Annotated in this window: 12 protein-coding genes; 6 read left to right on the forward strand and 6 right to left on the reverse strand. The window is 70.2% G+C overall.

Going from position 1 to position 11531, the window contains the following annotated elements; translation table 11 throughout:
* Nucleotides 1-544, reverse strand: a 544-nt coding sequence (locus I0C86_RS34645; RefSeq protein WP_196205531.1) for an alpha/beta hydrolase, incomplete at its 3' end; no start/stop codon positions are given.
* A gap of 76 nt (nt 545-620) precedes the next feature.
* Between I0C86_RS34645 and I0C86_RS34650 the strand changes: the two genes are divergently transcribed.
* Nucleotides 621-1418: an aminoglycoside N(3)-acetyltransferase gene (locus I0C86_RS34650; protein ID WP_323374024.1), complete on the forward strand. Its 798-nt coding sequence runs from the start codon at nt 621-623 to the stop codon at nt 1416-1418.
* A 34-nt stretch (nt 1419-1452) separates the two neighbouring features.
* On the opposite strand, the gene I0C86_RS34655 is transcribed toward I0C86_RS34650, so the two are convergent.
* A complete protein-coding gene (locus I0C86_RS34655) occupies nt 1453-2097 on the reverse strand; it encodes a hypothetical protein (protein WP_196205532.1) in 645 nt (214 codons plus the stop codon).
* A gap of 98 nt (nt 2098-2195) precedes the next feature.
* On the opposite strand from I0C86_RS34655, the gene I0C86_RS34660 reads away from it, so the two are divergent.
* Together I0C86_RS34660 and I0C86_RS34665 are read left to right on the forward strand one after the other, a co-directional pair.
* Nucleotides 2196-3551 carry a ferredoxin reductase family protein gene (locus I0C86_RS34660; protein ID WP_323374025.1) on the forward strand — a complete coding sequence of 452 codons (1356 nt, stop codon included), beginning with the start codon at nt 2196-2198 and terminating at the stop codon, nt 3549-3551.
* 187 nt (nt 3552-3738) lie between these two features.
* A complete protein-coding gene (locus I0C86_RS34665; RefSeq protein WP_196205533.1) occupies nt 3739-5514 on the forward strand; it encodes a glycoside hydrolase family 15 protein in 1776 nt (591 codons plus the stop codon).
* Between the two features lie 71 nt (nt 5515-5585).
* Here the strand turns inward: I0C86_RS34665 and I0C86_RS34670 are convergent, their stop codons facing one another.
* Nucleotides 5586-6263 (reverse strand): acyl-CoA-like ligand-binding transcription factor, encoded by a 678-nt coding sequence (locus I0C86_RS34670; RefSeq protein ID WP_196205534.1) that lies wholly within the window; start codon nt 6261-6263, stop codon nt 5586-5588.
* A gap of 70 nt (nt 6264-6333) precedes the next feature.
* Between I0C86_RS34670 and I0C86_RS34675 the strand changes: the two genes are divergently transcribed.
* Nucleotides 6334-7266 carry an oxidoreductase gene (locus tag I0C86_RS34675; RefSeq protein WP_196205535.1) on the forward strand — a complete coding sequence of 311 codons (933 nt, stop codon included), beginning with the start codon at nt 6334-6336 and terminating at the stop codon, nt 7264-7266.
* A 39-nt stretch (nt 7267-7305) separates the two neighbouring features.
* On the opposite strand, the gene I0C86_RS34680 is transcribed toward I0C86_RS34675, so the two are convergent.
* Complete coding sequence (locus I0C86_RS34680; protein WP_196205536.1) at nt 7306-7755, reverse strand: hypothetical protein; 450 nt, start codon at nt 7753-7755, stop codon at nt 7306-7308.
* A 293-nt stretch (nt 7756-8048) separates the two neighbouring features.
* On the reverse strand, nt 8049-8996 hold the full coding sequence (locus tag I0C86_RS34685) for a quinone oxidoreductase family protein (protein WP_196205537.1): 948 nt from the start codon (nt 8994-8996) through the stop codon (nt 8049-8051).
* A gap of 136 nt (nt 8997-9132) precedes the next feature.
* Between I0C86_RS34685 and I0C86_RS34690 the strand changes: the two genes are divergently transcribed.
* The gene (locus I0C86_RS34690; RefSeq protein WP_196205538.1) at nt 9133-9555 is read left to right on the forward strand and encodes a MarR family winged helix-turn-helix transcriptional regulator; all 423 of its coding nucleotides are present in this window, start codon (nt 9133-9135) and stop codon (nt 9553-9555) included.
* Nucleotides 9556-9712: 157 nt separating this feature from the next.
* On the opposite strand, the gene I0C86_RS34695 is transcribed toward I0C86_RS34690, so the two are convergent.
* Complete coding sequence (locus I0C86_RS34695) at nt 9713-10744, reverse strand: medium chain dehydrogenase/reductase family protein (RefSeq protein WP_196205539.1); 1032 nt, start codon at nt 10742-10744, stop codon at nt 9713-9715.
* A 147-nt stretch (nt 10745-10891) separates the two neighbouring features.
* On the opposite strand from I0C86_RS34695, the gene I0C86_RS34700 reads away from it, so the two are divergent.
* The coding region (locus I0C86_RS34700; RefSeq protein ID WP_196205540.1) for a TetR/AcrR family transcriptional regulator at nt 10892-11531 on the forward strand (640 nt) is incomplete at its 3' end.

Below are 11531 nucleotides of genomic sequence, written 5' to 3' on the forward strand. Positions count from 1 at the left end.
GGCCGGGCCGTAACGCCGCTGCCGCACCGTCGCCCAGCGAGATCGCCACGGTGGCGGCGATCAGCGGGTCGGCAGCCCCGACCCGGACCACCGCTCCGGCACCCATCGAATGTCCGAGCAACGCCACCCGCGCCGGATCGACCTCGGGCAGGTTCCGCACGTACCGCACGACGGCGGCGAGTTCCCGGTCGATCTCGTCCGGCCCGGTCGGCGGTCGGACGTTGGCGGCATGGCCGGCCAGGTCCGGCAGGGCGACCACGTACCCCCGCCGCGCCAGCGTGTCGGCGAACGGCCGCATCAGTCGTCCCGACCCGGCGTACCCGTGGGCGACCACCACAGCGGGCCGCCCCACCCCGCCGCCGACCGGACGGACGACCTCCACCGGTACGTCGGCGACGTGCACGGACGCCGAGCGCAGGTCACGCCCGGCGTATCCGACACCCAGCACACCGGCCACGAGCAGCAGTACGCCGAGGGACAGCCCCGACCGCCACAGCACCGCGCGGGTGCGTACCCGATCCGCGAACCACGGCGCGATCGACATGCGCTGCACCGTACCGAATCGGCAATCGGCGGCGCTCGCTGGTCTTTTCCCGCAGCGGGCGCACTATCCTCGCTGCGTGGAACAGCAGCAGCCGCACACCGTCGATTCGCTCACCAGGGAGCTGCACGATCTGGGAGTACCGGCGGGAGGTGTGGTGCTGCTGCACTCCTCGATGCGGAGCCTCGGCTTCGTCGCCGGCGGTGTCCACGCGGTGGTCCTCGCCCTGCTGGCGGCGCTGGGTCCCGACGGCACCCTCGTCGTGCCGACCCACACACCGGACAACACGGATCCGGCCGAGTGGCGCAATCCGCCCGTCCCGTCGACGTGGTGGCCGGTGATCCGTGGACAGACTCCCGGATTCGATCCCGCCAGCACGCCGAGCCAGTGGATGGGCGTTCTCGCCGAGGCCGTCCGGACCTGGCCCGGTGCGTTACGCAGCGACCACCCGCAGGTGTCCTTCGCCGCGCTGGGCTCACGCGCCGCCGAGATCGTGGGTCGGCATCGGCTCGACGACGGGCTGGGCGACGACTCCCCGCTCGGGGCGCTGTACGAGCGGAACGGAACGGTGCTGCTGCTGGGCTGCGGACACGACGCCAACACCTCGCTGCATCTGGCCGAGTGGCGCCAGCGGGCGCCGCGCCGGGCCGTGGCGGGCTCGTCCGTGCGTCAGCCCGACGGGACGAGCCGTTGGGTCGTCTGGACCGACGTGGTGCCCGACGAGAGCGACTTCGTGCGGCTCGGCGCGGATTTCGAGGCCACCGGGGGCGTGACCGTCGGCCGGGTGGGAAACGCGACCGCGCGCCTGATGCCCCAGCGTGCCCTGGTCGACTTCGCCACCGGCTGGATGGCTGCCCACCGCCGGCCCGCCGGGTGACGCTGCCGGAGCAGCCGGCGACGGAAGTGTGGATTCAGGCGCCGCCCCCGGCATGCTCGCGGGCGGCGTCGAGCAACTGTTGCCGGGCCGTCCAGACCTGGTCCGCGGTGAGTGCGCGCTTCCTCTCCCAGGGAATACTTCGCCAGATCTGGTGGACCACCGGACCCTTGCCCCGGTTGCGGGCCCGCCGGTCGAGTTCCCAGACATAGGTCCACAACAGGACCGCGTCCCGAAGATCCCGGCGTGCCCGGAGCAGGCTCCTGGCCTGCCCCTCGGTTGTCGGGAGCTTCTGCGAACTCGCCAGATGCTTGACGGCGAGGGCCTGGGTACGCACGATCCCGGTGCGGTCCGGCGGCCCCGGCGAGGCGTACAACACGATGCGCGCCGACACGATGCGGTTCTTGAACTCCAGGTGCTCGACCCGGAACGAGGTCGAGAAGAACGAGGACAGCAGGTTGGCGAAGGGGCCCTGCGGGTCGACCGGAGCCAGCCCGGCCGGCAGTTCGGCGCGATGCTCCGCGATCCAGGCGGCGGCCGTACCCGGGCGCGCGAGGCGGGCAGCGGCGTCGACCGACAACAGCCCGGGGTCGTCCACGGACGCCCGGCTCAGCCACATCAACAGCTCGTAGGCCTTTGCGTGCAGGGTCAGCAGCTCCACAATGTCGTCATAGCCGAGCATGATTCTCCTCCCGTCGGCAGCCTGCCAGATCGGTCACCGGCGGGTCGTCCGCACCGGCAACTCCGGCGGGCTGCGCTCCAGGAAGAGGGATCACCCGAGTGAACACCCCTGCTGCCCAGCACGTCACCATCCCCCGGGTACGTCCGGGGATGGTCGGTCGCCTCACGCTCTGGCTCGGCCTCGCCGCGAACGTGGCCGTGGTGAACATGCTGCTCGTCGTGTCACCGTACCCGGGGTCGAGCCTCCCCTTCGTCCTCGGCCGGTTCTTCGGCCTGCACGCCGCCATGATCCTTGCCCTGCAACTGCTGCTGATCGCGCGGCTGCCGTGGTTCGACCGCCGGATCGGGATGGACCGGCTCACGGCCTGGCACCGATGGACCGGCTTCACCCTGCTCTGGACCATCGTCGCGCACGCCACCTGCATGGTGGTCGGTCTGGCCATGATGTCCGGCAAGACTCTCGCCGGGCAGGTCGTCGACCTCGCGACGAACTGGGAGGGCGTGTTGTGGGCGATGTTCGCCGCCGGCCTGCTCCTGTCGATCGGGATCGTCTCGGCTCGTTTCGCCCGCCGCCGGCTGTCCTACGAGACCTGGCACCTGATCCACCTCGGCACGTACGCCGGGGTGCTGCTCGCCCTCACCCACCAGATCGCGGTGGGCACCACCTTCACGGCGTCCCCGTTCGCCAGGGCGTACTGGTGGACGCTCTGGGGCGTGGCGCTCGGCGCCGTGCTGGCCGGCCGGGTGCTCCTGCCGCTGTGGCGCAACCTCCGCCACCGGTTCCGCGTCACGCGGGTCGTACCCGAGTCCGACACCGTTGTGTCGATCTACATCACCGGGCACCGCCTCGACCGGCTGCCGGCCCAGGCCGGCCAGTTCTTCCTGTGGCGATTTCTCAGCCGTGACCGCTGGTGGCAGGCCAACCCCTTCTCGCTCTCCATGGCGCCCGACGGTCGGACGCTGCGGCTGACCGCCAAGGCGGTCGGCACCGGCAGCGCCGCGCTCCGCCAGGTCCGGGTCGGCACCCGGGTGTTCGCCGAGGGGCCGTACGGCGCCTTCACCGCCATGCACCGGACCCGGCCCGCGACGCTGCTCATCGCGGGCGGGGTCGGGGTGACCCCGATCCGTTCGCTCCTGGAGAACCTCGAGGGTCACGTCGTCGTGCTGTACCGGGTGCGCTCGACGGCCGACGCCGTGCTGGCGGACGAGTTGCGGGCGCTGGCGGACGCCCGCGGCGCCGAACTGCGGCTGGTGACCGGCCCGTCCCGGCCGGTGCCGCCGACGGGCCCGTTCCTCGGGCCGGACCACCTGCTGGAGCTGGTACCCGACATCCGCGAACGCGACGTCTTCGTCTGCGGCCCCGCCGGTATGACCTCCGCTGTGCTGCGCAGCCTCCGGCAACTGCACGTGCCACAGCGCCAGGTGCACACCGAGCGGTTCGGGCTGGCCGGCTGATTCGGGCTGGCCGGCTGAACCGGGCTGGCCGGCTGAACCGGGCTGGCCGGCTGAACCGGGCTGGCCGGCTGAACCGTGCCGACACCGGGCACGGGCCCCGTAGGAGAGTGCGTGGTTCGTCCGCTCCTGCGCCCAGATCGCTTGGGCCGGCAGTACTAGGCGTGCCTGACCTGGGTATTCGCGCGGGGTGTCCGCTTCCGAGATCGCCGACTACGGCCTGCTGTCCGATTGTGCCTCGGCGGCACTGGTCAGCCGGAACGGCTCGATCGACTGGTGGTGCCCGGGCCGGTTCGACGCGCCCTCGGTGTTCGGCCGCCTGCTGGACGCCGACGCCGGGCACTGGACGCTCTGCCCGGTGGCCGCATCGGACCGGCCGGCCGAGCGGGAGTACGTCGAAGACTCGCTGGTGCTGCGGACCGTCCACCACTCCGGGGACGGTGCTGTCGCGGTCACCGAAGGACTGGTGGCCGAGCCCGGGGCGCGCGGTCATGAACTCGGACGGAACTCACCGATGGTGCTGGCCCGGGTCGTCGAGGGACTCACCGGCACGGTACGGATGCGCTGCGAGTACGTCCCACGGCCGGACTACGGGCTGATCGTCCCGTACCTGCACTGCCGCGACGGTCAGGTCCTGGCCGACGCCGGACCGCTGACCCTGCATCTGTACAGCCCCGTCCCGCTGGACTGCGCGCACGGCCGGGCGTACGCCGAGTTCGACGTCAGCGCCGGGCAGGTGCTCGGCTTCCACCTGGCCTCCGCACCCGCCTACGGCCCGCCTCCACAGCGTCTGGATCCGGCGCCGGCGCTCGCCGAGACGGTCGAGGCGTGGCGGGTGATCCGGGAACTGCACCCCTATGCCGGACGCTATCCCGAGCTCGTGCGGCGCAGTGCGCTGGTCGTGCAGGGGCTGACCTACCGGCCCAGCGGGGCGGTGGTCGCCGCCGTCACCATGTCGCTGCCGGCGCGGCTCGGCGGTACCGAGAACTACGACTACCGGTACGCCTGGCTGCGGGACTTCATCCTGACCATGCGGGCGCTCTGGGTGACGACGTGTCCGGAGGACACCGGCCGGCTCTTCGACTGGGCCGGCCGCTCCGCCGGACGCACCGGCGACGAACCGGTGCCGATCATGTACGGGGTCACCGGTGAGCGGGACCTCTCCGAGTACTCCCTCGACCACCTCCACGGGTACGCCGGCAGTCGGCCGGTCCGGGTCGGCAACGACGCCTGGCGCCAGCGGCAGCACGACGTGCCCGGTGTGCTGATCGGCGCATATCTTCTCCGTGATGAGCTTCGTCCCCTCTCGGACGAGTCGAAGGCGCTGTTCGCCGGACTTGCCGAGCAGGCCACGCACTGGCGGGAGCCGGACGCCGGCATGTGGGAGGACCGTGGCCCCGGACGGCACTACGTCGCGTCGAAGGCAATGTGCTGGGGTGCGTTGGACAGTGCGGTGAAGCTCGCGCCGATAATCGGCTCCCATGCCGACCCCGAGCGGTGGGCCGCGGTCCGGGACGAGATCCGGGCCACGCTGTTGCGGGACGGCTGGAACGACCGTGTCGGCGCCTACACCGGCGTCATCGGATCGCCGGAGTTGGACGCGTCCGTCCTGGTCATGCCCGGTACGGGTATCGTGCCGGCCACCGATCCGCGAATGCGGGCCACCATCGAGGCCATCGCGACGAACCTGATGACCGACGACGGTCTGGTCCGACGTTGGCCGGATGATCCGGCCGGCTTCGTGGCGTGCACGTTCTGGCTCGTCGAGTGCCTCGCCATGGCGGGCGAGACCGAGCGGGCCGCCGCGCTGTTCGAACGTACCGCCGCCCGCGCGAACGACCTGGGACTGTTCGCCGAACAGATCGACCCCAGGACCGGCGAGCACCTCGGCAACACCCCGCTGGCGCTCTCCCACGTCGGCCTCATCGGAGCCGCCTGGCGACTCACCAAGCCCGAATTCGACTGAACGCCCGGCACACCGATCGGGTCGGCGAAAAGCGGCGGTGCGCGTGGGGGTGCGTCGAGGCGTCTAGGTGGTCATCCCGAACGCGGCGTCGGTCCGCGCAGCGCGTCGAATGCCTCGTCCAGCAGCACGTCCGGATCGTCCCCCCGGCGTCCACCGCTCCACGCCGCACAGACAGCGTCCAGCGCGCCGAGCGCCGCCGCCGCGAAGGTGGCGGGCCGGAGGTCCACGGCCGGGTCGACGCCCATCCGCCGGCCCAGCTCCTCGGCGATCCCGCGATGCCACCGCCCGATCTTCTCGGCATGCCGGGCGCGTAACGACGGCGTCTGCTCGCACAGTCGGAAGATCGCCATCAACCGCTCTGGATCGCTGACGAACATGCGCTTGGCGTCGTCCATCGCCCGCCGCAGCGCCTCCCACACCGACTCGGCAGCGGGGCGGGCCGCCAACGCCTGGCAGATCAGGTCACCCATGTCGGCCAGGTAGCCGAGGACCAGGTCCTCCTTGGTGTCGAAGTACCGGAAGAACGTCCGCCGCGCCACCCCGGTGGCCGCCACCACGTCGTCGATCGTGGTCCGCTCGAACCCCCGGGAGACGAACAGGTCCACCGCGGTGGCCGCGATCTCGGCACGCATCGCATTCCGGGTGCGCTCGCGGAGTCCCGGAGGGTTGCTCTTCGGCCCTGGAGGGTTGGTGTTCGCCCCTGGAGGCTTGGTGTCCGGCCCCGGGGGGTTGGTGTTCGGCGCCGCCATGTGGGACAGTCTATCAATGCCAATTTGGCACCAGGTGCCATACAGGCACCGAGAGCCAAAGGAGTGCAGCATGGCCCACTGGACCACTGCCGACATCCCCGACCAGTCCGGCCGCGTCGCGGTCGTCACCGGAGCCAACAGCGGCCTCGGCTACCAGACCGCCCTCGCCCTCGCTCGGGCCGGCGCACACATCGTCCTCGCCTGCCGCGACCCGCAACGCGGTGACGCCGCCCTCGATCAGCTGCGCACAGCGGCCCCGGACGCCAGTGCCGAGCGTGGATCCCTGGACCTCGCCGACCTGGACTCGGTGCGCCGCTTCGCCGATTCCGTCGAATCTCTCGACCTCCTGATCAACAACGCCGGTGTGATGGCGCTACCCAACCGCCGCACCACAGCGCAGGGCTTCGAGATGCAGGTCGGCACCAACCACCTCGGCCACTTCGCGTTGACCGGCCTGCTGCTACCGCGCCTGGTGAACCGGCCCGGCGCCCGGGTGGTGACGGTCAGCAGCGGCCTGCACCGCTACGGTCGACTCACCGACCTGGACGACCTGCAGAGCGAGCGCAGGTACCGGCCCTGGCGCGCGTACGCCCTGTCCAAGCTGGCCAACATCCTGTTCTTCACCGAACTGGACCGTCGCCTGCGCGCGGCGAACCAGCCGGTACGCAGCCTCGGCGCACACCCCGGTTACGCCGCGACGAACCTGCAGTCGACCGGCCCCGGAGCGGACGGCGGCACTCTGCTGACCCGCTTCGGCCGACTGGGCGACCGGGTCTTCGCGCAGTCCGCCGCGATGGGCGCCCTGCCGACCCTACGCGCCGCGACCGAACCCGACGCGCAGAGCGGCGAGTACCACGGCCCGTCCGGCTTCCTCGAGCAACGCGGGTACCCGAATCGGGTGGCCTACAGCTCCGCCGGCCGGGATCTCGCCGCCGCCGAGCGCCTGTGGACCGAATCCGAGCGCCTCACCGGGGTGACCGTCGATACCAGCACGCGGGGATAGCCGGCTGGAGATTCCATTCCGGCCACGGCACCGTGCGACTCAGGCGCGTACCCTCGGGTCTTGCAGCGCCCGGGCAATCGCGGCCAGCATGCCACTCTCGCACAGGCCAGGCGCTCCGATCAGGAACTCCTCCCGGTCACACCAATCGACCAGTTCCACACCCGGCTGAGCGGCGATTGACCGATCGAGGGGCAGCGTGGCGTCGTCGGCATAGCAGCCGTAGATCTCATCGCCGGCCCACATACCCCAGTGCAGCGGGCCGAGCTGAGACCCGTTCTGTTCCTCGTCGAAGACGGTCATGAACCGCTCTTTCGGGTCCACCGGCCGTACACTCAGCGACCCGGTGGCGAGGAGCTGCTCAAAGGTGGGGTCTTCATCCCAGTCCCGGCTCGAGATGACCAGCGTGTGCACATCTTCCAGATGCTCACGGCATGCGCAATCGGGCCGCTGCGGCGGCTGCCAGTCGTCCTTTTCAGCGAGGATTCCCATCGGGCGATGATAGGTGGCAACTTCGAGGTCCATGCCCGAGTGAGTGTCTGAGAGTGGTGTCAGTCGTGCTGGTCAAAGGTGCGGCGTTGTGGTCGGCGGGTTTCCGTACGATCTCCAGGGTGGGGTGGAGAACATCGCGGCACCGGTCGACGAGACGGCCGGCGAAGTGTCGACGCCGCGTGGAGACCGACCCCGTGGTCCCGCTTGGGTTCGAGTTGGCGTCGCATCAAGGGGGTGTCAGCTGAACGACGTTGATGCCGTTGACAGCCGGAGCCTCGGACCGCTTGTGGGTTCTATCCGACCTTGAGGGCCAGCTTCCCGACATAGTGATCGTCGAGGGTGCGATGCGCATCCTTGGCGTGCTCCAGCGGGAAGGTCCGGGCGACGTGGACCTCGAAGGAGCTCGCCTCGATGATCGCGTTCAGTCGATCGGTGCCGGCGCGGCCTCGATCCCCGTCGTAGTAGGACACCGTCGCGCCCAGCGACGTAACAGGCACCGGCAGGACACCGTTCGGCCACGCGATCCGCCCCGACTTCTTGATCGCGCGAAGAGACCGATCGGCAATCTCGCCTCCTACCGTGACCAGAGCCGCATCGAGCCCGCCTGGTGCGAACTCGAACGCGGCAGCCACCACATCGTCTTTGCGACCGTCGACGGCGTCCTCGGCGCCGAGCCGCCGGGCCAGGGCGACGCCGTCGTCGCCAGAGGCCACGGCCAACACCCGGATGCCGCTGTGCCGCGCCAGCTGCACGGCCATGTGCCCGATACCCCCGCTGGCGCCGAAGACCATGAGCGTCTCGTCCGGCCGCAGGCCGAGCAGATCGAGGCCGCTCAGTGCGGTCAGGGCATCCCAAGCCATCGCGCCGGCCTGTTCGGTCGGCACCCGGTCGGGCACGCGAGCGACGAACTCCGCCTCGACGACGCCGTACTCGGCGTAGAAGCCGCCATGCGGCACCGGCATCGTCGCAGCGTAGACACGCTCGCCGACGTCGAACCGGGTGACGTTGCGTCCGACCGCGGCCACCGTGCCCGCCGCGTCCCAGCCGAGGACATAGGGGAAGGTCGACGCGACACCGAAAGCGCCGTCGTAGTCCCCCTCTCGCTCGACCGCGTCCCAGGACCCGACCCCTGCGAACTCCACCCGGATGAGGACGTCGTCGTCGCCGACCTCTGGGAGCGGTATCCGGCGCGACGAGAGTTCGTCGACTCCGCCGAACCGGTCAAGGACGACCGCGTTCATCTGCGGCTCCACGATCGCGCCGCCTGCCGTCCGCTCGACTCTGCTGTCCATGGACCCTCCCTGTTACTTGAGTGAATCAAGGATCATTGGATCACAGCTATTTGAGCGAATCAAGTAACTGTTCTAGGCTGGGAGCATGGCACTGCCGAACGGGCCCGTAACCACCTCGTCCGAGGCCGAGGCCGTCCTGTTCGAGCTGGTCGACGTATACGACCGCGCCTACGAGGCGGCCGCAGCCCAACTGTCGCTCAGCCCGGCCCAGGCATGTGTGCTCGGGCGACTCGACGAGCGACGCGGCATGGGCGCCCTGGCCGACGAGCTCGGCTGCGACGCCTCCAACATCACCCAGATCGTCGCGCGCCTCGAAACGCTCGGCCTCGTGACCCGCGAACCGAATCCCCAGGACCGCCGCGCACGACTCGTCGCCAGAACCCCCCGAGGAGACGAGATCAACCACCGGTTCACCACAGCCTTCACCTTCGCCCGCACGGCGGTCGGACGACTGTCACCCGACGAACAGGACCAGTTGACGGCACTGCTACGCAAAGCACTCGGCTGACACGCACCCGCAGCCCCACCCCATGGTGTGTTCAAAGCCTGTGGGCATCTCTATGCCGGTCGTCCGGTACCCGACTTCCGGCCCAACAACAAGCCAGCCGAACCTTCACTGGACCTGATCAACAACTTCTCAAACCCGCGCCGACAGTTCGGGCGCGCTACGGATTCAGGACGACCTTTCCAGCGACGGTGCCGGACTCGGCCAGTCGCATCGCTTCGGCGACCCGGGTCAGTGGCAGTTGGCCGGCGATCTGGGCAGTGATCTCGCCGCGCAGCAGGGCTGCGAACACCTGGGTGAGATCGGCGCGCAACCGGGCGCGGAACCGGTTCCTGGCCAGGGCCCGCCCGGCCCAGATGTTGAAGAAGTAGGCGCGGCGACGGTTGGGCAGAATGTTCCACAACCACACCCGACCGAGCAGCTTGAGTACGGGCCACTGCGTGGAGCCCGTGTCGTCGCGGGTGGAGGCGCTGCCGTACGAGACGAGGGTGCCACCGGGTGCGAGGAGGCCCCAGGAGTCGAGGATGCCTCGGCCGCCGACGTGGTCGAAGACGGCATCCACCCCGCCGGGGAAGAGTTCGCGGACCCGTGCCGCGACGTTCTCGGTGCGGTAGTCGACGGGGACGACACCTCGCTCCCGCAGTGCCTCATGGTGGCGCGCGGACGCCGTGCCGATCACCGTCACTCCGATGGCGCGGGCGAGTTGGACCAGGACCGAGCCGACGCCGCCGTTGGCGCCGTGCACGAGGATGGTCTGGCCGGCGCGGATCCGCGCCTTGCGGTGCAGCATCTGCCACGCGGTGATGCCGTTCACCACCACGGTCTCCGCTTCCGCCGGGCCGACGCCGTCGGGCACCGGCACCACGTCGGCCGCGTCGACGAGCACGTGGCTGGCCCAGCCGCCAACCTTCACCAGCGCGGCCACCCGGGTGCCGGTCAGGCCGGGCTCGACACCCTCGCCGATCGCGAGAACCGTACCGACCAGGTCGTAGCCGGGCACGAACGGGAACGCGGGCTGGTCGTAGTAGCGCCCGCGCCGCATCTGCTGCTCGGCGAAGGAGACCCCGGTCGCCTCCATCCTGATCAGTACCTGCCCAGGGCCCACGGCCGGAACGGCGCCGCGCCTGATCTCCAGCCCTTCCGGCTCCACCCTGCCCGGCAGTACGACCTCGACCAGTCCCTCGACGTTCATGACGACCTCCACGACTCGGTAGTTAACTGCCTCTCGCCTTCGTTATAAGTTATAACGACTACCATCGCGAGAGTCAAGAAGTTTCGTGATAGCTTCTAACTGAAAGCTTGGGCACGTAGCCGTGGCAGGACGGGAGGTCGGCAGGCGATGACGGAAGCAGGCGCGAGTACCCCGCGCGAGCGTTACCGCGCCCAGGTGCGTACGGAGATCAAAGAGCGGGCGTGGGGGCAGATCGCCACCGCAGGCGCGTCCGCACTCTCCCTCAACGCGATCGCCAAGCAGATGGGGATGACCGGACCGGCGCTCTACCGGTACTTCGCCAACCGCGAGGAACTGATCACCGCACTCGTCACCGACGCGTACCGAAGTCTTGCCGACACCTTCCGGGCCGCGGCCGGGTCCGGTGCCGACCTGACCACGCTGGCGCACGCCCTACGCGGATGGGCCCTGGCGGATCCCCATCGGTACCTCCTCGTCTACGGCACACCCGTCCCCGGCTACCGTGCGCCGGACGGCGTCACCCAGATCGCGTCCGAGATCATGACGACGCTGCTCGACGCCTGTGTCACGCTGCCCTCGGACCGCCCCGCGACACCGTTCGACGCGCACCTGGAAGGTCATCGGCAGTGGGCGGCCGGCCATCCCGCCCCGTCGGCCGCCCTGCACCGTGCCCTGATCTTCTGGACCCGGTTGCACGGCATCCTGTCCCTGGAACTCGCCGGCCACTTCACCGGGATGGGCTTCGACCCCGCCCAACTGTTCGCGGCCGAACTGGACACCCTCACAG

The sequence above is a fragment of the Plantactinospora alkalitolerans genome (assembly GCF_015690345.1).
Lineage (GTDB): Bacteria > Actinomycetota > Actinomycetes > Mycobacteriales > Micromonosporaceae > Plantactinospora > Plantactinospora alkalitolerans.

What these genes read in the sequence shown, in the direction of transcription:
- I0C86_RS34685 (WP_196205537.1), bottom strand. Translation starts at nt 8,996, where the DNA reads ATGAACGCGGTCGTCCTTGACCGGTTCGGCGGAGTCGACGAACTCTCG.
- I0C86_RS34695 (WP_196205539.1), bottom strand. Translation starts at nt 10,744, where the DNA reads ATGAACGTCGAGGGACTGGTCGAGGTCGTACTGCCGGGCAGGGTGGAG.
- I0C86_RS34675 (WP_196205535.1), top strand. Translation starts at nt 6,334, where the DNA reads ATGGCCCACTGGACCACTGCCGACATCCCCGACCAGTCCGGCCGCGTC.
- I0C86_RS34655 (WP_196205532.1), bottom strand. Translation starts at nt 2,097, where the DNA reads ATGCTCGGCTATGACGACATTGTGGAGCTGCTGACCCTGCACGCAAAG.
- I0C86_RS34670 (WP_196205534.1), bottom strand. Translation starts at nt 6,263, where the DNA reads ATGGCGGCGCCGAACACCAACCCCCCGGGGCCGGACACCAAGCCTCCA.
- I0C86_RS34680 (WP_196205536.1), bottom strand. Translation starts at nt 7,755, where the DNA reads ATGGGAATCCTCGCTGAAAAGGACGACTGGCAGCCGCCGCAGCGGCCC.
- I0C86_RS34690 (WP_196205538.1), top strand. Translation starts at nt 9,133, where the DNA reads ATGGCACTGCCGAACGGGCCCGTAACCACCTCGTCCGAGGCCGAGGCC.